At 61.0% G+C, this 19,987-nt stretch carries 17 protein-coding genes; 4 read left to right on the plus strand and 13 right to left on the minus strand.

Translation table 11 applies throughout. From position 1 onward, the window contains the following. Positions 1–45 precede the first annotated feature (45 nt). Together BLU63_RS09035 and BLU63_RS09040 are read right to left on the minus strand one after the other, a co-directional pair. Positions 46–882 (minus strand): sulfotransferase family protein, encoded by an 837-nt coding sequence (locus BLU63_RS09035; RefSeq protein WP_083375315.1) that lies wholly within the window; start codon positions 880–882, stop codon positions 46–48. 125 nt (positions 883–1,007) lie between these two features. After that, on the minus strand, positions 1,008–2,579 hold the full coding sequence (locus tag BLU63_RS09040; protein ID WP_083375316.1) for a glycosyltransferase family 39 protein: 1,572 nt from the start codon (positions 2,577–2,579) through the stop codon (positions 1,008–1,010). 241 nt (positions 2,580–2,820) lie between these two features. On the opposite strand from BLU63_RS09040, the gene BLU63_RS09045 reads away from it, so the two are divergent. Both BLU63_RS09045 and BLU63_RS09050 read left to right on the plus strand, forming a co-directional pair. Further along, the gene (locus BLU63_RS09045; protein ID WP_083375317.1) at positions 2,821–3,408 is read left to right on the plus strand and encodes a phage tail protein; all 588 of its coding nucleotides are present in this window, start codon (positions 2,821–2,823) and stop codon (positions 3,406–3,408) included. 50 nt (positions 3,409–3,458) lie between these two features. Continuing rightward, the gene (locus BLU63_RS09050) at positions 3,459–3,770 is read left to right on the plus strand and encodes a DUF6916 family protein (RefSeq protein ID WP_010464915.1); all 312 of its coding nucleotides are present in this window, start codon (positions 3,459–3,461) and stop codon (positions 3,768–3,770) included. Between the two features lie 122 nt (positions 3,771–3,892). Here the strand turns inward: BLU63_RS09050 and BLU63_RS09055 are convergent, their stop codons facing one another. The 4 genes from BLU63_RS09055 to BLU63_RS09070 are packed head-to-tail and all read right to left on the minus strand — an operon-like array spanning position 3,893 to position 8,598. After that, a complete protein-coding gene (locus BLU63_RS09055; RefSeq protein ID WP_083375318.1) occupies positions 3,893–4,390 on the minus strand; it encodes a GNAT family N-acetyltransferase in 498 nt (165 codons plus the stop codon). A gap of 12 nt (positions 4,391–4,402) precedes the next feature. Beyond that, on the minus strand, positions 4,403–6,499 hold the full coding sequence (locus BLU63_RS09060) for an HlyD family efflux transporter periplasmic adaptor subunit (protein WP_083375319.1): 2,097 nt from the start codon (positions 6,497–6,499) through the stop codon (positions 4,403–4,405). Then, positions 6,500–7,819: an efflux RND transporter periplasmic adaptor subunit gene (locus tag BLU63_RS09065; protein WP_010464918.1), complete on the minus strand. Its 1,320-nt coding sequence runs from the start codon at positions 7,817–7,819 to the stop codon at positions 6,500–6,502. It lies immediately after the preceding gene. Beyond that, entirely contained in the window at positions 7,816–8,598 is a 783-nt protein-coding gene (locus BLU63_RS09070) for an efflux RND transporter periplasmic adaptor subunit (RefSeq protein ID WP_010464919.1), read from the minus strand. The genes BLU63_RS09065 and BLU63_RS09070 overlap by 4 nt, the downstream gene beginning before the upstream one ends. 177 nt (positions 8,599–8,775) lie before the next feature. Here BLU63_RS09070 and BLU63_RS09075 point away from each other — a divergent pair, with 177 nt between their 5' ends. Further along, positions 8,776–9,141, plus strand: a complete 366-nt coding sequence (locus BLU63_RS09075) for a type II toxin-antitoxin system RelE/ParE family toxin (protein WP_083375320.1) — start codon at positions 8,776–8,778, stop codon at positions 9,139–9,141. Then, positions 9,134–9,439, plus strand: a complete 306-nt coding sequence (locus BLU63_RS09080) for an XRE family transcriptional regulator (RefSeq protein ID WP_083375321.1) — start codon at positions 9,134–9,136, stop codon at positions 9,437–9,439. Before BLU63_RS09075 ends, BLU63_RS09080 begins: the two co-directional genes overlap by 8 nt. Before the next feature lie 146 nt (positions 9,440–9,585). Here the strand turns inward: BLU63_RS09080 and BLU63_RS09085 are convergent, their stop codons facing one another. The 7 genes from BLU63_RS09085 to BLU63_RS09115 form a co-directional block, all read right to left on the minus strand. Beyond that, a complete protein-coding gene (locus BLU63_RS09085) occupies positions 9,586–11,052 on the minus strand; it encodes an efflux transporter outer membrane subunit (protein WP_083375322.1) in 1,467 nt (488 codons plus the stop codon). Continuing rightward, entirely contained in the window at positions 11,049–12,116 is a 1,068-nt protein-coding gene (locus tag BLU63_RS09090) for an HlyD family secretion protein (protein ID WP_083375323.1), read from the minus strand. Before BLU63_RS09090 ends, BLU63_RS09085 begins: the two co-directional genes overlap by 4 nt. A 26-nt stretch (positions 12,117–12,142) precedes the next feature. Further along, positions 12,143–13,678, minus strand: a complete 1,536-nt coding sequence (locus tag BLU63_RS09095; protein WP_083375324.1) for an MFS transporter — start codon at positions 13,676–13,678, stop codon at positions 12,143–12,145. Between the two features lie 206 nt (positions 13,679–13,884). Continuing rightward, positions 13,885–14,805 carry a LysR family transcriptional regulator gene (locus BLU63_RS09100; RefSeq protein ID WP_077750398.1) on the minus strand — a complete coding sequence of 307 codons (921 nt, stop codon included), beginning with the start codon at positions 14,803–14,805 and terminating at the stop codon, positions 13,885–13,887. A gap of 201 nt (positions 14,806–15,006) precedes the next feature. Then, entirely contained in the window at positions 15,007–16,374 is a 1,368-nt protein-coding gene (locus BLU63_RS09105; RefSeq protein ID WP_083375325.1) for an HlyD family type I secretion periplasmic adaptor subunit, read from the minus strand. Next, on the minus strand, positions 16,364–18,520 hold the full coding sequence (locus tag BLU63_RS09110; protein WP_010464926.1) for a type I secretion system permease/ATPase: 2,157 nt from the start codon (positions 18,518–18,520) through the stop codon (positions 16,364–16,366). The genes BLU63_RS09105 and BLU63_RS09110 overlap by 11 nt, the downstream gene beginning before the upstream one ends. A 36-nt stretch (positions 18,521–18,556) precedes the next feature. Continuing rightward, the gene (locus tag BLU63_RS09115; protein ID WP_010464927.1) at positions 18,557–19,909 is read right to left on the minus strand and encodes a TolC family outer membrane protein; all 1,353 of its coding nucleotides are present in this window, start codon (positions 19,907–19,909) and stop codon (positions 18,557–18,559) included. Positions 19,910–19,987: the final 78 nt, after the last annotated feature.

The following is a 19,987-nucleotide window of genomic DNA, read 5'->3' on the forward strand; positions in this document are numbered from 1 at the left end:
CACCCGGACTCGAACTTTCGTGACGCGAAAATGAAAATGCCGCGATCAACTGATCGCGGCATCGGCTTTCATGCGAATGACATTGGCGGCGCTGGCTGAGCCATCGAGCCAGAAGGACAATTCTGCGTACTGCTTGAACAAGTCCGGCGGCAAAATCGTTCGCCGCGATTGCAGTTCGACCCTCGGCTTGACCTTGTGCAGGCCCGAAACCCCCAGGGCCTGGTCGAACGCTGGCGCGTCGTAAGCGAGGTGATCAAAGTCATGCTCGAACCAGGGTTCGCCGACGAAGTCGTAGACCAGCCGCATCACCCGATCCGGCGCCTGAGTCAGCAGGTCGTAGTCGACGATCAGCAGCGACTCGGCGTGTTCGCCGTAATAGGCTTCCTTGAGCGCAGCCCAGGCAAATCCCACCAGGCGATTGCGCTGGGCCAGGGTTTCGCAACGGCTGTAGACGGTGTTGCGCTCGATCGCGTCGCCGAACAGTTTGGTGTTTTCAAAGGGGTTGGCGCGGTACAAACGCTCGATGCTGTCCATGACCCAGGCGACATTGCGCACACAGGCAATGACCTTGGCTTGCGGGAACAGGTCGCTGATGGCCGGCAAGCGCGAACTCCATAGCCGGTTGGTGTCGAACACCACCGGTTTGTCGGCCTTGTCGGCGTAGAAGGAGTCGAACAGACCGCGCAATAAGCGTCGGCGCAGATCGGTATCGATCACCGCGCCAAACTCACTGCCGGCGCTGCACTGTTCCAGAACACCTGAAAACAGCGCGCCAACGGGGCTGGTCATGCCGGCGTGGAAACGCGGGTTCTGCAACAGGATTGCAGAAAGCAGGGTCGAGCCTGAACGCGGCAAGCCGGAGATAAAGTGGTACTGCTGCATCCCTTCACCTGATCATCAGTCCTTTATGTATGACGGAGCGTAGACTATGAATGGCCGCACAGCAGTAGTGTTTTGATATCAAATCGAAGCTAAATCATCTGAAAACGATGATTTTTGTTGCGGATTCAATACATCACGAATAAGCGCGCATTGGCGCCTCCTGCCTGCGTTTGGCCAACGCTCCGCCAGCCGGCGGGCAACGGGGCGAACTCGTCCGGCACACCGACAGTGCCGATCAACCACACGCGCCCCGTGCCTTTGGGCAAGGTGCCAAGGCTATCGAGGTAAATGTCCGGGGTCACCAACGTGCCGAAACCATAAGCACTCGGCCGGCTCGAGGCACCGCCTGATAACGGTGGCGTGTACAGCAACGGCTTGGCGTCGGTGCGGTTGTAATAGACGTAGCTGAGGTACCAAAGCATGTCGCTGGTGACGATGCGGTCACCGGCAACGAAGTGCTGGTTGACGTAATTGACCATGACGTTGAACTGGTCGTTGCTATCGACCGTGGCGTTGTTATTCAGGCCCACCAGTTCGACACCGGCAAACAACACCAGCACCGTCATGGCCAATACCCGGGCCCCTGAGTACAGACGATCAATGGCCAGTGCGGCAATCATTGGCAGGCCGAGGGCGTAGGCAGTGAGGTAACGCTCGATGAACACCGGCGAGACAAACGACACCCCAAACACTACCAGCAACGGCACAACGGTGTAGATCACCACCAGCGCACTGCCCCGAATCACGCTGCGATCCCGCGCCAGCGCCACCCACATCAAGGCCAGCAACGCCAAAGGTAACGTGCTGAAAATCAGGGTCGGCAGGTTCTCGCCATCGTCCTGAATCAGAAACGACCAGATCATCGACGGCAACGAGCCGAACGTGACCGGTGCCTCCCATCCCACATCGCCATTGGCCTTGAGCTGATCCATGTGCTGGACCAGATCGATCAGGCTCGGCACCCAAGGCAAGTACAACAACACAATCGCCACGTTCGCCAGCCACCAGCCGGGGCGTTGAATATGCCGCAAGCGGTAACCTGGTTGCAGGCGGATCACCCCCAGATACAGCCAATGGCAAAGCACGCACAGGGCGGTGAAGTAATGGGTGTAGAACGCCGCTGTCATGAGCAGCACATACGCCACCAGATAACGCGTGCGCCGGGGGTATCGGATCCAGTAGACCAGCGCAATCGTCGCACCGATCAGCCACAGGCCCAGCAGTGAGTACATCCGCACTTCCTGGCTGTATCGCACCGCCGTTGGCAGCAGCGCCAACAGCAAACCGGCCAGCAGCGCGGCACGCCGGGTGGCGAGCAAGTCCATCAGCCAGACGCCGAGCCACACCGTGGCGATCCCGGGCAGCGCGCTGAAACTGCGGATCGAAAATATACCGTCGCCGAACAGCTCGACCCAGCCGTGCAGCAGCATGAAATACAGCGGCGGGTGGACATCGTACGCGGCGTGCAGCCAGATCCCGCCGAGCGAAAACTGGCTCATCAGCAGGCTGGAACCTTCGTCGCCCCAGATAGCCGCCGCCGTCAGGTCGTAGAAACGCACCAGCGCGGCCAACGCGAGGATCGGCAACAGCCAATGTTCGCGCACCCACCGAAGCAAGCGCTTGACGCTCGCCCAGGCACCGGGTGTCGCTTGCGGGCCTTGGGTGCCCTCAAGTGGCAATTCTCTGTACGCCTCCATTGCTCCCCTCGGGACTGCCAGTGAAAAAGCGTGAAGCGTGTCATCACTGTAGGTCAGCGTCAGCGCCGTCGTCGATGCTGGCTTTACGACCAACGACATTCGGCAATCATCCGGATCTACTACGCTCTGGCTTGGCGTGACCCAGCCACGGAGATGAATGGAGTCGGCTGATCAGCGCGATCCGCCCGGATAACCGGGCCTTACGTGACGCTTCAGACACTAACCTGAGGGATAAGGAACTATGGAAGTATTCATGGGCACTATTCAGCCTTTCGCCTTTAACTTTGCTCCCAACGGCTGGGCCCTGTGCAACGGCCAGACGCTGGCGGTCCAGCAATACAACGCGCTATTTGCCCTGCTCGGCGTCAACTTCGGCGGCAATGGCTCCACCAACTTCATGCTACCCAACCTGCAAGGCCGAATGCCGGTGTGCATGGGCAACGGGCTGAACCTGACACCACGGGTCATTGGCGAAATCTCCGGGACCGAGAACGTCACCGCGACCATCACCAACCTGCCGAATCACACCCATGCCTTGTCCGGGCTGACGGCCACCACCACCCTGCAACTGGCCAGCCCGGCGAGCAACCCGGTCACCGCTCCAACCGCGACCAACTCGTACATCGGTGCTTCGGGCGGCGGCCCGGGTTCGGCGAGCATCTTCTCTGATGCGCAAGGCGCTGCGGCGGTACCGCTGAAGGGCGTGGCCACTGCCGTGACGGGGGAAATCTCGTCGGCCGGTAACGGTTTGCCGATGGAAACGATGAACCCATTCCTGGTGCTCAACTTCAGCATCGCCTTGAACGGGTTGTTCCCTTCTCGCAATTAAGGTCTGGCCGGGGGATACCCATCCCCCGGCCGTTTTTCGGGAGTGACGCCATGTTGCAACAGGTTCAAAGCCAACACTTTCAGACCCTGCTGGGCAAGACAGGCTCGCTGCGGCTGCCGGATGGCAGTGAGTTGTCGATCCATATCGACACGCTTGAAGAAACGCCCCATTCGCGGATGCCAAACAGCGAGCGCGTGCCGTTCAGTGTCGAGTTCAACAGTCTGGAACCCACAGCGTTTGTGGATGGGTTATGCACGCTGGAGTTACCGATGCTGGGTCAGGTGCAGGGCATTTTTGTCTCTCGTGTGCCGGCCATGGGCCGTGATCCGGACATGGGGTATTTCTATATCGCCTTCAACTGAACACACCGAAATCCCATTGTAGGAGTGAGCCTGCTCGCGATGGCGGTGGTTCATTCACATCTATGGTGACTGATACACCGCCATCGCAAGCAGGCTCGCTCCTACAGGGGGCGGGGGTGGATTCAGCCTTGTGGATACCACACCAACCGCTCCGCCGCCGGGCTGCACTCTTCAACCTGAAACCCCAGCGCCAGGTAATGCTGGCGCGCATGGGGATTGTTGGCCCAGACCACCGTGGCCACCGGGCAGCGGATCTGTTGGGCGGCTTGTTGCACACCTTGCAGCACCTTGCGGCCAAAACCCTGGCCGCGGGCCTGTGGAATGAATGCCAGGTACAACACGCGAATTTCATTGGGGCCAAAATCGGTGGTCAGCGCGCCGATGGCTGTGTCGAGCTTTTCAATCACGTAATGCATCGCGTTGGGGAATCGCTCCCCCAATCCCTGTTCCTGCACCTGAAATTGCTGGGCGACCACCTGCTCCACCACATCTCGCTCACCGTCGATCCATTGCAAATCCGGCCGCGCCGCCTGGTAAAGACTGTGCAAAAAAGGCCCATCGTTGGTCCGCGAGGGCCGAACCACCAAGCCATCGGCCGCTACTGATTCGGTATTCGCCATCACCTGCTCTCCTTAGAAACCGCTTTCCCTGACACCCAGCGCCGCCATGCGGCGCCAGGCCACGCCCAACAACGACTCGCCGCTGCCCTGCAACACCACCACGCCGCGCAAGGGTTGCATCGGCGTCGGCGCGGCTTCGAGGGTGCTCAACCGCGCCCCGTATTGTCCCTGCACCGGCTCAGCCCGTTGATGTGCATCCCGGCGCACGGCAATCGGCCCGTGATGATCGGACGTCAGCGCTTCCTGATCGACATAGGCCGCGCCATTGGTGTCGATTTCGGTCAATCGCACGGCGATCGCCGGGTGCATCGGATCATCGGCAATGAACCGCCCGGTGGCCCCCGGCGCCACGCGCCACAGTTCGGCTTCGGCCAGATAGCCACGCAACCGTGCACCGTCTTCAACGACCCGCGCCAGGGGATCTTTGGTCGACAGCCAGCGACCTGCCACCAGTTGCGGCAACAGATCGCGCACGGTGCCGGCGTGGGGCGCGCGCAGCAGCAGACGTTCACGCTGGGCGGCCAGCCCGCGATAGTCGGCCACCGCCTCCGCCAGGCGTTGCTCGATAATCCCGGCGTCGGCGGCGGTTTCGCTGCGACTGGCCTGACGGCGCATCTGCAACTGCTGGATCTGGATTTCACGCCGGACGATGGCCTGGCGCGAGTCCAGGTCCGGCGATTCCAGTTCGATCAGCACCTCGCCCTGAGCAACCACCTGACCGTCATGCACGTTCACCGTTTTGACCCGCGCCGCGACGGGCGCGTGCAACGCACTGGCGCGTCCCGCTTCCAGCATCGTCGGCAGCTCCACCGCACTGCGCCACGGCAAAACCAGCACCAGCACCAGTCCGAGCAAGGCCAGACCGCTGAGCAACACGCGGGGGACATAGGCCTGCTCCCGTCGGCTCCACCATTGCCGCCACTCACTCAAGATCGGCAGGAAGATGAACCAAACCAGCTCCACCAGCATCAGGAAAATCCCCAACACCTTGAAGAACAGGTGATAGACCGCCAGCGCGATCCCGAGAAACAACGCCGCACGCCACAGCCACGCACCATAGCCCCAGATCAGCAATCGCCGCTGCATCTTCGGCGACCAGGGCTCCGGCGCCGCAGCCCCATAGCCGAACAAAAACTCGCGCAACCGCCAACGACACAAGGCAAAGGCTCGCCCTTGAAGGTTGTCCACTTCCCAGAAGTCACTGAGCAAAAAGTAACCATCAAAGCGCATGAACGGGTTGAGGTTGATCACCAGCGTGGTGATCCAGGTGGCACTGGCGAGCATGAATGCAGCGGTGCGCCCGGGACCGTCCGGCAGCAATGACCAGACCAGCAGTGCAATGCTCGCCAGCAGCAATTCCGCCAGCACACCACCGGCGCCGATCAACAGTCGCGCACGACGATCATTGACCCGCCAGGCATCACTGACGTCGGTGTAAAACATCGGCAGCAACACCATGAACGCCACGCCCATGCTCTGCACCCGACAACCCGCGCGCTTGGCCATGAAGGCGTGGCCGAACTCGTGACAGAGCTTGGCGAAAAACAGCGCCACACCGAACGCCAGAGCGCCACCGAGACTGAACAGATGCGGGAAGGTGGCGATAAACCGCTGCCAGTCCCGCGACACCAGAAACACCCCGAGCCCCAACGTCACGGGCAACCCGTAGCGCAGCGCCCGCGGGCCGAAGCGCTCGATCCATGGCCAGGCACGATTGAGAAAAGCGTCGGGGCGCCACAGGGGAATGCGAAAAAACAGGTATTGGTGCAGCAGGATCTGCCACAGCGTCTGACGCTGGGCGGCCGCCTTCAGGCTGTAACTGGCGCGCTGTTGCGGGTCGAGTGCGCTGATCAGGTCGTGGCCACGCAAAAAGCCCAGCAACTGCTCAAGCTCCGCGCCATCGAGTGGCAACCCGGGCTCGCGGTTGGCGGCGCGTAACACCTGCTCGGGATCCCCCAACGACCAATGACGCAGCAACCGCATCGCGGCGGCACCGAGTTTGAAATAGCGCCCTCGCACTGGGTCGGCGAGGGTCCAGCGCGGCGAGCCATCGAGGGCCGGAGTCGCCACGGACAGTTGCAAGTCGGCCCGCAGGCTCGGCAGGCTCATCTAAAGCCCCACACTCTGGCGCAACCCGGCCAGAGGTCGACGCAGCAGGTACAACGCCAACGGAGCACGGTCGCCGAAAATTTTAGCGGTGCCGCGCAGGCCAATGCGCGGCGGTGCGCCCTCGAAATTCGCATCCAGGCGATAAGCCAGTTGTCCGGCAGCGGTGGGTTGCGCCTCATAAGCCGAGCGTTCGAGTTTCGCCAAGTGCCGCTGTAACGGATCGCTGTCGAGAAACAGCGCGACTTGCGCGCCGGGCTCAAGGGATATCGCGTCGCCCACCGCCAGTTCGATGCGCAACTCGGCCTGGGTCGGGTCAGCAATTTCCATCAGCCGCTCGCCGGTCTGCACCGGCTTGCCGGTCCAGCGTTCCGCATCGGCGAACACCGCGATACCGCCGCGCTCGGCGCGGACTTCACTGCGTTTGAGCAATTCGCGGGCGTAATCCCGTTCGGCGCGTTTTTGCTCGACTCGCGCAGCCAGCAGATCAATCTTCGAGCTGGACTCGGCATCGGCGAACGAGCGTTGGGAATTGGCCTTCAGTTCAGCTTCGGCCACCCCCAAGGCGCGTTCGGCCACATCGGCCTGGGCCTTGAGCGTGGTGCTTTCGAAGCGCAGCAACAGGTCGCCGTCTTTGACCGTCTGATTGGGTTTGACCAGGAATTCGGCAATCACGCCGTCCAAGGGCGCAGCCACCACGCGGCCGCCCAATGGAACCACTTCTGCCGGCGCCAGCACCGATTGGCGCACCGGGATCAGCAACCCGAGCAACAGCACGGCGACCAGTGCCACCCGACGTTTTCGGGTCCAGCGTAGCCGCCACGGTTTGCGCGGTTGCAGCGCCAACCAGGCATGGCTGTAAGTGTCGCCCAGTTGCGACAGCAGCACTTGCTCGGAAGGGTTCCACGGCAGGTCCCGCGCCAGCCACAGCCCACCGAATACCTCGCCCTGGTGATCGATCAGCGGCAGCCAAAACACCTGAGCCGCCGAAAGACTTTGCCAATCGGCCTGAATCGATTCGCTGAGGACATTCGCCGGTATCACCCTTGCCTGCTTCAGCACACCGGCCTTGAACAACTGCGCCACGGCCTGCTCGACGAACGCCACGAATGGCGCATTCGGGTCGACGGCACTGACACCCGTCACCGCCTGCACCTTGCCGGCAATCAATAGCGCCGCATGACGAAAACCAAACAGCGCCTGCCCGTCATTGACCAGGCTGTAGGCCAGTTGCGCAGGCGTGCGTGCAGCGCGGGTCAGGCGTTCGAGATCAAGAAACCTGGCGAAGACCTGTTCGGCACCGCTCGCAGCGGGCGCGTTCATTTAAGCTCCGCGAAACGCGCCGTACCGCTCATGCCGGCCAGCAAACCGTTGGCATTGGGCAGTGTTGCAACCAGCAACAAGGTCTGGCTGCCTTCATCAATTCGAGCGCCGAGGCGTTTGACTGTGGCATCCAGCGCTTGACCGGTTTCATCGGGGACAAAGCTGAAGGTCTGACCGGGCTTGAGCCGGGCCATCCAGCGTGACGGCACCAGCAGATGGATCTCCAGCGTTCGATTGTCTACCACATCCAGCAACGGTGCACCGGCCGCCACGCTTTCATAGCGTTTGACCTTGCGCTCGACGACCTGGCCATCGAACGGCGCCAGCACGCTGCAGCGTTTCACCTGAACCTGATAAACCTGAGACTGCGCCTGCGTCTCGCTGACTTTGGCTTGGGCCCGCGCCACTTCAAAACGCCCGACCGAATTCAACGCCGCCAGCTGTTTGTTGTGGGACAGCTCTTCACCCGCACCACGGTTGGCAGCCTGCGCCGCATTGAGCTGGGCCTGATAAGCGGAACAATCGAAACGCGCCAGCGTATCGCCCTTCTTGAACGACTCGCCCTCACTGAACGGCAGCTCGACAATGCGCCCGGACAACTCACTGGCGAGCACCGCCTGATCCCGGGCACGCAACACGCCCCGGGCCTCGCTGCTGGTTGTCGCATTGCTGCCAGCGGTGCTGTTTTCCAACAACGGATCGTCTGGCGCGGGCGTTTGCGCGTGTACTGCGCAGGTCACAACGGTCAATCCAATAACCCAAACACAAAAACGCCGCATAACCGTATCTCCCTGACGGATGAGCGGAGTCTATGACAGGGTGGGTGGGCGTCAAGTGGATAGCCAACACTTGTTGGAAAAGCGAAGTATCGAGAAAGATCTCGTTGGCTCAAAGGTTATCCACTTATCGAAAATATAACCTTGATGGAATATTCCATAAGATGCATATTTCGCCCCATGAATTGGGATATTGAATACACCGACGAATTTGGTGAGTGGTGGACGGATCTGAGCGAAGGCGAGCAGAGCGCTGTGGCTGCAAGCGTCAAGCTGCTTGGCCAATTCGGCCCCGGGCTGAGGTTCCCCCATAGCTCAGGCATAAATGGCTCACGCCACGGTCATCTCAGGGAGCTACGAGTTCAACACGCAGGGCGCCCTTATCGCATCCTGTATGCATTCGATCCCAGGCGATGTGCCTTGCTGTTGATTGGTGGTGATAAAACCGGTCAGGATCGATGGTATGAAGTCAATGTACCGCTGGCCGATCAGCTGTACGATGAGCATCTCGACACATTGCGCAAAGAGGGTCACAACGATGGCTAAGAAATTTGCCGAACTCGAAGCGCGGATGACACCCGAATCCCGGGCACGCGCCGAGTCGATTTATGAACAACATATCAAGGAAATGCCGTTGCACGAATTGCGTCAGGCCAAAGCCCTCAGCCAGGCCACGCTTGCGGAAACGCTGCATATCAATCAGGCGGCGATTTCAAAGATGGAGCGTCGCACGGATATGTACATCAGTACTTTACGTAACTACATACGCGCGATGGGCGGCGAACTCGAAATCATCGCCACTTTTCCAGATGGCCAGGTAAAGATCGAAAATTTCGCTGGGTGAGCAGGCAGCCAACAGGCTGCTCTATTACGTCATTTCGAGCCATTACGCTAATCGCGCAAGAATGAGGCCGGTCCCCAACCAGCATGAGCTGAGACTATCCACATCCCATTCATTGGGCTGATTGTCGGATTTTCACAGCCCTGAAATTAGCGCTGGGCCGTCTCCTCCAACGGATACACCGACTCCCATCCCCCACCCAACGCCTTATACAAACCCACCATCGCTAGCGACACCCCGGTCGAGCTCTCGACAAACTGCTCCTGTGTCGCCAACAAGGCGCCTTGCACTGTCAGTACGTTAACGAAATCCACCACCCCTTCCACATATTGCTGCTGCGCGGTGCGCAGGGCGATCCGGTTTTGGCGGACGGCTTCGGCGAGGCTGTCGCGGCGTAGTTGGCTGGCGTTGTAGGCGCTCAGTTGATCGTCGATTTCATGCCAGGCGCGCAGGACGGTTTGCTGGTAGGCGATGGCGGCTTCCTGTTGCTGGGCCTCGCGTAAGTTGAGGACCCCGCGCAGGCGGCCGCCATCGAACAGCGGCAGGCTGAATTGCGGGCCGATGCCGAACGAGCGCGAGCCCCAAGAGCCGAAATCGCTCAGTTGCATGGCTTGCGAACCGATGTTGCCCGACAGGGTAATCCGCGGATAGAAGTCCCCTTTGGCCACGCCGATGCTCGCAGTAGCGGCGTGCAGTCGGGCTTCGGCCTGACGAATATCCGGGCGGCGTTCAGCCAATTGCGACGGCAGGCCAATGGCGACCTGGCGCGGTGTCGAAGGCACGGGGGCGTCTGTGGATAACTCGGCCTGGAGCGCTTGAGGCGGTTCTCCCATCAACAAGCTCAGGGCGTTGATCAGTTGTGACTGGCGCTGTTCCAGCGCGGGCAGACGCGACTCGATGGCGGCGACTTGGGCAGCCGCTTCGGCGACATCAAGGTCAGTGGCAACGCCGTCGGCCAGACGCAGTTGCGAGAGCTTCAGGCTGTGCCGGGCGACCTCGAGGTTTTGCTCGGTAACGGCCCGCGTGCTCTGTACGCCGCGCAGTTGAATATAGTCCTGAGCGGTTTCGGCGAGCACCGACAGCAGCACCCCACGGCGATCGTTTTCCGCGACTTCCAGGGTCGCATCGGCGGCTTCGGTTTCGCGGCGCACACGGCCCCAGAAATCCAGTTCCCAGGAGGCGGAGAAACCTGCGTCCCAGAGGTTGAACGCCGAATCACCGTTGTTGCCTGATGGGTCGTTCAGACCTTCTCCGCTGTTGCGTTTGCGCCCGTAGCTGCCGGTGGCGGCGGTATTCGGATAACGGTCGGCCGTGATGACCTGACGCGCCGCACGGCTTTGCTGCAAGCGGCTGCTGGCGAGTTTCAGATCGAGGTTATCGGTCAAGGCGCGCTGGGTCAGGGCTGAGAGTTTCGGGTCGTTGAAGACGTCCCACCAGCGTTCGTTCATGTCGGTGGATACCGCTTCGCTGGCGGCGGCTTTTGATGGTTTTGACCACTCAGTGATTTTTTGGGGTTGAGGCTTCTGGAAGTCGGGGCCGACGGTGCAGGCGGAAAGGCTCATGACCAGCGAGGCGCACAGGGTGAGTTGAGGCCAGTGGCCAACGAAGATCTTCATCGCTGAACCACCTCGGACGCAGTCGCCTCACTGGCCGTATCAATCCTCGCCTCCACCGACATCCCCACCCGCAACCGCTCGGCCAATGCCTGCCCCGGATCCAGAATGATCTTCACCGGAATTCGCTGCACCACCTTGGTGAAGTTGCCGGTGGCATTGTCCGGTTTGATCGACGCAAACGTCACACCGGTCGCCGGCGCGATGCTCTCGACGCGCCCCGTCAGGACCTCGCCTCCGAGGCTGTCGACACGCACTTGCACATCCTGCCCAGGCTTCACGTCGGTCAGTTGGGTTTCCTGGAAATTGGCGACCACGTAAGCCTGTGCCAGCGGCACCACCGCCAGAATCTTGCTGCCCGGCGTCACGTAAGCGCCGACCCGCACCGCCCGCTCGCCCACCATGCCGTCCTGAGGGGCAACGATGCGCGTGTAAGACAACTCGTAGCTGGCCATTTCCAGCGCCGCTTGCGCCCGCTTCAATCCACCGTCGGCCGCGTCGCGCTGAGCGGTGAGTATCTCCACTTGCTTGCGTTCCGCCGCCAGCACCGCCGTGACATTGGCCAACCGCGCGGAGGCCTGATCGATGCGCGTGCGCGCTTGCTGAGCATTCTGCACAGTGCCGGCACCGACCCCGGCGAGGTGGTTGTAGCGGTTCAGTTCATGCTCGGCGAAGGCCATTTCAGCCTTGGCCGACACCACCGTGGCCTGGGCCTGAGCGATCACCGACGTCTGGCGTTCAAGGGTCGCCTTAGTATTTTGCAGTTGCGCCCTGGCCACCAGCGTTTCGGCATCGGCGGCTTGGGCGGCGGCACGCAGGTCGCGATCATCGATCAACGCCAGCAACTGCCCGGCCTTGACCTGCTGGTTGTCTTCCACCAGCACTTCCTTGATGAAACCCGCCACGCGAGGCACCACCAAGGTGAAGTCCGCCGAGACAAAGGCATCATTGGTGTTCTGCTGGGTGCGCTTACCGAAAACGCCTGGCGCCAGCAGGTAAATCAGCACGCCGACCGCCACCACTACGGCGACGCCGACAGCCACTTTTTGCTTTGTTTGAGTCGTCATAAAAACCTTCTGTTTCAGTGAAGCATTCATGTCGGTGCACGCGGTGGATAAATCCGCGTCGGCAGCCAGAAAATCAGCAAGATCAACGTCAGCGCGACGCCGGCCATGCACAGATAAAGATCCGATGCCGTCAGCACCACAGCCTGGTCATGCAGCCGATGGGCAAGGCCGGCGCTGTCGCTGTTGGTCAGAGGGGAGTTGCCGAGGTTGTCCACCAGCATGGTCGAATGGAAATGCAGCCGCGACGTGGTCAACGCCTCGATCACCCCGGTGGCGACCACCGCTGACAGGCCTTTCACGGTGTTGAACCAGGCCGAGGCATACGGGCCTTCCATCGGCGTGATGCTGCCGGTCGAGAGCATCAGCAACGGCAGCACCGCCATGGGTTGACCGAAGATTTGCAGCCATTGCAATGCGTAGAAATCGTCGCGTATCCACACCGAGGTCAGCTGCGAACCGCCGATGCATGACAGCGCCAACATGCTCAAGCCGAGCCCCAGCACCCAGCGGCAATCGACCCAACGCAGGTTGCACAGCGCCGCCACCAACGGCAGCGCGATCAACTGCGGCAGGGCCGCCAGCAACATGATCGGCGCGGTCTGAACCGGGCGATAACCCTGGACCTGCGCCAGGTAGCTGGACGGAATAATGATCACTGCCAGCAGCACGACCAACACGCCGGCCAGGGTCAACAAGGCGAACGACAGGTTGCGGATGCCGAGCATCTGCATCTTGAAAAACGGGATCGGCTGCGACCATTCATTGATCAAAAACAGTACCAACAGCAGCAACCCACCGCCGAGCAATCCGCAGATCAGGCTCGACTCGAACCAGTCCAGCCGATTGCCCTGCAGAATGCCGATCACCAGCATGCAAATCGCCGGAAAACCCAGCAACAAGCCGCGCCAATTGAACTGCTTGAAGCGCTCCAGACGCAGAGGATCCTGCGGCAGACCGTAAGCCACGGCAGCCATGGCAATCAGGCACGGTGCGATGATTTGCCAGAAGGTCCATTGCCAGCCGACGTACTCGGTCCACAAACCGGCCAGAGGGGTCCCGAGCCCTGGGCCGAAGGTGGCCGTCAGCGCATACCCCGCCAGACCGTATAGCTTCACATTGGCCGGTAAAAAGCGCAGCGCGACGGTCATCAGCATCGGCGGAAGTGCGCCGCCGGCCAGGCCTTGCAAGGTGCGCATAACCAGCAGGCTTTCGTAGGTCGGAGCGAACGGGCACAACACGCCCAGCAGGGTGAAGGCGCTGATGGCGCAGAGGGTGAAACGCCGCAGCGAGAACGTCACCGCGCACCAGGGCGCGAAGGCCATGGCGGCTACCGAGGTCGCCGTGTAACTGGCAACCAGCCAGGTGCCCTCGTCGTAGCCGATCGCCAATGCGCCGCGAATGTCAGCCAGCGCGACCTTGGTCACCATCTCGTTGAGGCCCGACACCAACACCGCCAGCAATACGCCGACCAGACCGATGATGATCCGCGGGCCGAAGACCGGAGGCGTAACGGCGGCCGGACTGGCCGCGGCGAGAGGTGCCGTGACCGTGAGGGAAGTCATTTGGTGCAAGCTCCGGGGGTTGAATACCGAAGCATTTTAAGAAGTGTGGAACCTGACGAAAATTGACTTATGGGCAGGTTATAAGTGCGCTCTATGCAGCAATACAAAACCCCTGTGGGAGCGAGCCTGCTCGCGATAGCGGTGGTTCAGTCAACATCTATATTGAATGTGATGGCCCTATCGCGAGCAGGGGACAGTGTTCAATTTCAGGTGGGTTGTGCGGCCAGCCAGGTCTCGTCACAGCACGCCTTGAGCGTTTCACGCAGCCAGCGATGCGCCGGATCCTTGTCGAAACGCGGGTGCCAGGCCTGGGTCAGCATCAGCGTGGGCAAGGGAACCGGCAGGGTAAACGAGCGCAGCTTCAAGCCCAGGCGCCGCACACTCAACAGCGCCTCCTTGGGCACCGGTAAAATCAGGTTGGAATCCGGCAGCGCAAACATCGCCGCATGGAAACTCGGCGCAATCACCGCCACCCGCCGTTCAAGCCCAAGGGCATTGAGTGCTGTATCGATCGGCCCGCGAGCAATGCCGCGACGGGACATGCTGATGTGAGAGAAACCGGCGAAGCGCTCGGCCGTGATCTCTTCGTCGAACAGTGGATGGTCCTCGCGAACCAAACCGACGAAATGAGTGGAAAACAGATTCTGCACCTTCACTTCCGGGGTCAGCGGCCGGGTGTTACTGATGCTCAGGTCGATGCGCCCTTCGCGCAGCGCTTCATCATCGCCATCGCCCTCGGGGACGTAGCGCAGCTCGCAATGCGGCGCCTGGCGGTCGAGGGTGTCAAACAGCTTGCCGCCGTAGACACCGACGAAGAAGTCATTGGCCCGGATGTTGAAGCGACGACGCAACGAACCCAAGTCCACCGCATCAGCCGAGCGAAATAGCAACGCGGCCTGCTCGACGACGTCGCGCACTTGCTCGCGGAGCTCCAACGCCTTGGGCGTCGGCACCAGACCACGACCGGCGCGCACCAGAATCGGATCGCCGATGGCCTCGCGGATTCGCGTGAGTGTTCGGCTCATGGCCGCCGGGCTGAGGTTCATCCGCCGCGCGGCACCCACCACACTGCCTTCATCGAGCAAGGCGTCTAGGGCGACCAGAAGATTCATGTCCGGGAGTTGCATGCTGAGCACTCGTGTCTGGGCTGGATTGATTCAGACGCAATGCTAGCAAACATCCCCAATTATTGTGTTGGCTGGACTGGCCTCATCGCGAGCAGGCTCACTCCTACAGGGGATCTTCAGTGGACGCAGATTTTGTATTCAACCCAAAACCCTGTAGGAGCGAGGCTTGCCCGCGAAGAGGCCATCAGCCCCAACCGAGAACTACCGCTCGTGCAGCGCTTCGGCGCGGGCCCGGATAATCGGCTTGAGCAAATAGCTGAGAACTGTCTTCTTGCCAGTAATGATATCCACCGAAGCCACCATCCCCGGAATGATCAGCAACGGCTTTTCATCTGTCCCCAGGTGACTGCGATCCGTGCGCAGTTTGATGATGTAGTACGTCGTCTTCTTGTCTTCATCGGTGATGGTGTCGGCACCGATCTGCTCAAGCCTGGCCTTCAGCCCACCGTAAATGGTGTAGTCATACGCCGTGAACTTCACCGTCGCTTCCTGGCCCGGGTGCAGGAACGCAATGTCCTGCGGGCGAATCTTCGCTTCCACCAGCAAGGTGTCGTCCAGCGGTACGATTTCCACCAGATCGCTGCCCGGCTGGATCACGCCGCCAATGGTGTTTACCAGCAACTTGTTGACGATGCCGCGCACCGGCGAAGTGACCAGCGTCCGGCTGACCCGGTCTTCCAGCGCCTTGCCGGTGGCCTGGGCCTTGTTCAGGTCGGTGCGGGCCTCGTTGAGTTGGGTCAGGGCTTCGCTGCGGAACTTGCCGCGCGTCTCGTCGATCTTGCGCTGCACTTCCTTGATCGCCGATTCGGCGCGCGGGATTGCCAGCGTTGTGGCGTCCAGTTGCCCACGGGTTTCGACCTCAGCCCGCTTGAGCCGTAAAACCTCGACCGGCGACACCGCGCCCTGAGCCACCAGCGGCTCGGACATGTTGATTTCCTGACGCTGCAACGACAATCCATTGCGGTATTGCGCCTGCTTGGAGGTGAATTCGCGCAGCTCTTGCTGACGCTGGATCAACTGCTCCTGCAAACCACCGATCTCATCGTGCAGTTGCTGACGACGACTGATGTACAGCGACTCTTCGCTGGCGGCCTGACCGGGAACAGCCTTGAGCACATCAGCGGGGAAGTTCAGCGGACGGTCATCGACCTCGGCGCTCAAACGCTCCACGCGCAGCAGCATCGACAGCCGATCGGCTTCGGTCTCGCCCACGTTGGAGGCAAACCGCGTGTCGTCCAGACGAATCAGCGGCGCACCGGCATCGACAATCTGCCCTTCGGTGACGAATAACTCGGAGACGATACCGCCCTCAAGGTTCTGGATTTTCTGGATCTTCGACGACGGAATCGCCTTGCCGTCGCCCTTGGTGACTTCGTCGATCACCGCGTAATTGGCCCAGAGCATCAGGAATATGAAAAAGCCGATGATCGCCCAGATCGTCAGCCGCACCACACGCGGGGCGTCTTCGATAAGGGCTTTATTGACCTCGGGAAGTGGCTGGCCATGCAGCGACTCGGAGCCTTTGAAGTAACGGCGGATCGAATCCTTGAAACCCGTCTTAAGCAACACTGATCTGCCCCTTCTTCAACGCTTCCATCACGGCGGCTTTCGGGCCATCGGCGAGTATTTGTCCGCGGTCGATGACGATCAGGCGATCCACCAGCGACAACAGCGATGCCCGGTGCGTCACCAGCACCACGGTCTTGTTTTCAACCACTGCCGCGAGGCGTTGCTTGAGGCGTTCTTCGCCAGTGTTGTCCATGGCGCTGGTCGGTTCGTCGAGCAGCAGGATCGGCGGGTTGAGCAGCAGCGCACGGGCCAGGGCCACGTTCTGGCGCTGACCGCCGGACAGGTTCTGCCCGCGTTCGCCGACTTGCAGCTCATAGCCTTGCGGGTGCAGGCGGGCAAACTCATGCACGCCGGCCAGCTCGGCGGCTTGCAGGACCATTTCGTCTTCTACATAGCGCGCGCCCGAGACCAGGTTGTCGCGCAGGGTGCCGGCCAGCAGCTGGATGTCCTGCGCGACGTAGCCGATGTTGTGGCGCAATTCGCTGACGTCGATCTGACGAATGTCGACACCGTCCACCAACAGCGCGCCGTCGTCCGGCTGATAGAGCCCCACCAGCAGTTTGGCCAGGGAGCTTTTGCCCGAGCCGCTACGACCGATGATGCCGATCTTCTCGCCCGGTTTGATGATCAGGTTGATGTTTTTCAGCGCCGCGTTCTGTTGATTCGGGTAGGTGAAGTTCATCTGCCGGCATTCGATGGCGCCTTGCAGTACCTTGCGGCTCAGCGGGCGCTCTTCGAAGTTGCGTTCTTGCGGCAGCTCCATCATCTGGTCCACCGAGACCATGGTCACCCGCGCTTGCTGGTAGCGGGTCAGCAGGCCGGACAACGAAGCCAGCGGGCTGAGCGCGCGGCCACTGAGCATGTAGCAGGCAATCAGACCGCCCATGCTCAAATTGCCGGCAATGATCTGGTACACGCCGAAGACGATCATGATCACCCCGGCCAATTGCTGGATCAGCAAGGTGATGTTCATCGCCAGGCCGGAGAGCATTTTCACCCGAAGTTCGAGGCGGCTGAGCGTGCCGATGGTCTGTTCCCACTGATACTGGCGTTCGCTTTCGGCGTTGTTGACCTTCACCGCATCGAGGCCGGCGAGGGTTTCGATCAGGCTCGACTGACGCTCGGCGCCCAAGGCCATGGTTCGTTCCATGGTCGCCACCAGCGGCTTTTGCAGCGCATAGCCGATCAGCAGGGCAATCGGGAATGCCAGCACAGGAATCCACACCAGGTGCCCGCCGAGAATGGCGATGACCATGAAGATCAGCAGCGTAAACGGTAGATCGATGAGGCTGGTCAGGGTCAGCGAGGCGAGGAAGTCGCGCAGGCTCTGAAATTCATGGATGTTCTGCGCGAAGCTGCCGACCCGGGCCGGGCGGTATTTCATAGCCATGCCGACGATGCGCTCGAACAACGTCGCCGAGATGATCAGGTCGGTTTTCTTCCCGGCCAGGTCCAGGCACAGGCTGCGCAGGCTCTTGAGGATCAGGTCGAACAGATACGCCCCGGTGATGCCGATGGCCAGCACCCACAGCGTCGATTCCGCCTGGTTCGGCACCACGCGGTCGTAGACGTTCATCACAAACAGCGGCGCGGCCATGGCGATGATGTTGATCAGGAAACTGGCGGCGATGGCGTCGGCGTACAGCCAGCGCGAACGCTTGAGGGTGTCGCGGAACCACGAGCGCGCGCGCGGGATCAGCGTGCCGTGATTGACGTCGAATTTGTGCTGGGGTTGGGCGAAGAACACTTTACCGATGTAGTCGTCGGCCAGCAGTTCGCGGCTGACGAGGCTTTCACCGCCATCGCTTTCGCTGATCAGCAGGCGGGCCTGGTCTTCACCGTGCCAGCCGAGCAGGACGGCGCTGCGGCCATCCTTGAGCAGCAGCAGCGCCGGCATCGCAATCGCCGGAATTTGCTCCAGCTTGCGCACCAGCACCCGCCCTTGCAGACCGGCGCGAGCGGCGGCGCGGGGCAACAACTCAACGCTCAGACGCTGCTTGGGCAACGGCAGGCCGGTGGTCAGCATCGCGGCGCTGGCCGGTTTCTGATGCAGGGTGCAAAGGGCTAGCAGACCGTCCAGTAACGGATCGTCGTGCAGCGCGCGTGGATCATGAATGAGTTGAACTCGACTGACTTCTGATTCCACGCTCGGCACTCTTGGCTAACAGTAAAAAGGGAAGACTCAATTCATCCCGGGTAGCTGGACCCTGGGCTTCACGTCGTTCTGCACAACGGATGCCAACGGTGCGACCACTCCCTGGCTCTTGAGCAACTCGCCCATGGTCGCCTTGATTCGGTATTGAGTAAATAACTGAATGTTCTTGATCTCGGCCAGGCGACGGGAAGCGGTGAACAGTTCGTTTTCACTGTCGAGCAGGTCGAGCAGGGTGCGCTCGCCCAGGCTGAACTGCTTCTGGTACGCGGTGCGCACGCTTGTGCTGTGATCGACATATTGCTGGGCGATCGGCACTTGGGCGTTGGCGTTGTTCAACGCGTTCCAGGCCAGGCCCAGTTCTTCATTCAATACGCGCAGGGCGTTATTGCGGATATCCAGCGCCTGGTTGGACAGGTAGGACTTGGACTCCAGATCCGCCTTGTTGCTGCCGCCGGCATACAGATTGAAGCGCATGCGCAACATCGCCTGCCATTCGTTGCTGTGGCCGTTCTGACCGTCGAGATCGTTGTCGGCGGAGCGACCCAGTTCGGCATCGAAGCGCGGGTAGAAGGACGATTTGGCGGCGTCGTACTGTTTTTCGGCCGCAGCGATGTCGGACTCGGCCGAACGCAGGATCGGGCTGTTTTCCAGCATCTGCGCCCGGGCTTCATTCAGGTTGGCCGGCAACAGCGCGAGGAAATCGGCAGGCCGCTCCAATTGATCGGGCATCTGGCCCACGGCACTGAGGAAGTTGGTCTCGGCGTCCGCCAGGTTGGTCTGTTCGGTGATCAGGTTGTTGCGAGCCTGGGCCATACGCGCTTCGGCCTGGTCGAGGTCGGCACCGCTGCCGACGCCGCGCTGGGTGCGCAACTTGATCTGGTCAAAAATGCGTTCATGGCTTTTCAGGTTATCGGTGGCCAGGCGCACGAACTCGCGGCGGGTCAGTACATCCAGATAAACCTGAGCCACGGTCAGCGCGGTACGTTCGGACGTGCCCAACAAGGAATAAGCACGGGAATTAACGGTGGCTTGTTGACGCCCGACTTCACTGGACGTCGCAAAACCGTCAAAAACCATTTGAGACAGACGCAAACTTGACTCGCTACGGTTCAAGGTTTCCCAGTGATTGTCACTACCGGCCGCGCGGGTGGTGACGCTGTCAGTGCCTTCGCGACCATAACCGCCCAGCAGATCGACCCGGGGAAGGTATCCACCTTTTGCAGCCTTTAACTGATAATCCGCGGCCAATCGACTATTAACACCTGCCTGGATTTCCGGATGGACATCCAACGCCTGTTGCATGGCCTCCGGAAGTGACTGCGCCTGAACAAAACTGGCGGCTAGAGCGAAGGGTAAAGCCTTGAACAGGTGCAAACGCATGGTTGGAATTTCCCGGAATTACTTGTCTTGAATCACTGCAGAACGTACCGCTGCATCGGATGATGACCATCGGAATGA

Source organism: Pseudomonas mandelii (genome assembly GCF_900106065.1).
GTDB classification, from domain to species: Bacteria; Pseudomonadota; Gammaproteobacteria; order Pseudomonadales; family Pseudomonadaceae; genus Aquipseudomonas; species Aquipseudomonas mandelii.

What these genes read in the sequence shown, in the direction of transcription:
- BLU63_RS09090 (WP_083375323.1), bottom strand. Translation starts at nt 12,116, where the DNA reads ATGACGACTCAAACAAAGCAAAAAGTGGCTGTCGGCGTCGCCGTAGTG.
- BLU63_RS09060 (WP_083375319.1), bottom strand. Translation starts at nt 6,499, where the DNA reads ATGAGCCTGCCGAGCCTGCGGGCCGACTTGCAACTGTCCGTGGCGACT.
- BLU63_RS09035 (WP_083375315.1), bottom strand. Translation starts at nt 882, where the DNA reads ATGCAGCAGTACCACTTTATCTCCGGCTTGCCGCGTTCAGGCTCGACC.
- BLU63_RS09095 (WP_083375324.1), bottom strand. Translation starts at nt 13,678, where the DNA reads ATGACTTCCCTCACGGTCACGGCACCTCTCGCCGCGGCCAGTCCGGCC.
- BLU63_RS09050 (WP_010464915.1), top strand. Translation starts at nt 3,459, where the DNA reads ATGTTGCAACAGGTTCAAAGCCAACACTTTCAGACCCTGCTGGGCAAG.
- BLU63_RS09065 (WP_010464918.1), bottom strand. Translation starts at nt 7,819, where the DNA reads ATGAACGCGCCCGCTGCGAGCGGTGCCGAACAGGTCTTCGCCAGGTTT.
- BLU63_RS09085 (WP_083375322.1), bottom strand. Translation starts at nt 11,052, where the DNA reads ATGAAGATCTTCGTTGGCCACTGGCCTCAACTCACCCTGTGCGCCTCG.
- BLU63_RS09115 (WP_010464927.1), bottom strand. Translation starts at nt 19,909, where the DNA reads ATGCGTTTGCACCTGTTCAAGGCTTTACCCTTCGCTCTAGCCGCCAGT.
- BLU63_RS09070 (WP_010464919.1), bottom strand. Translation starts at nt 8,598, where the DNA reads ATGCGGCGTTTTTGTGTTTGGGTTATTGGATTGACCGTTGTGACCTGC.
- BLU63_RS09100 (WP_077750398.1), bottom strand. Translation starts at nt 14,805, where the DNA reads ATGCAACTCCCGGACATGAATCTTCTGGTCGCCCTAGACGCCTTGCTC.
- BLU63_RS09040 (WP_083375316.1), bottom strand. Translation starts at nt 2,579, where the DNA reads ATGGAGGCGTACAGAGAATTGCCACTTGAGGGCACCCAAGGCCCGCAA.
- BLU63_RS09055 (WP_083375318.1), bottom strand. Translation starts at nt 4,390, where the DNA reads ATGGCGAATACCGAATCAGTAGCGGCCGATGGCTTGGTGGTTCGGCCC.
- BLU63_RS09075 (WP_083375320.1), top strand. Translation starts at nt 8,776, where the DNA reads ATGAATTGGGATATTGAATACACCGACGAATTTGGTGAGTGGTGGACG.
- BLU63_RS09080 (WP_083375321.1), top strand. Translation starts at nt 9,134, where the DNA reads ATGGCTAAGAAATTTGCCGAACTCGAAGCGCGGATGACACCCGAATCC.
- BLU63_RS09045 (WP_083375317.1), top strand. Translation starts at nt 2,821, where the DNA reads ATGGAAGTATTCATGGGCACTATTCAGCCTTTCGCCTTTAACTTTGCT.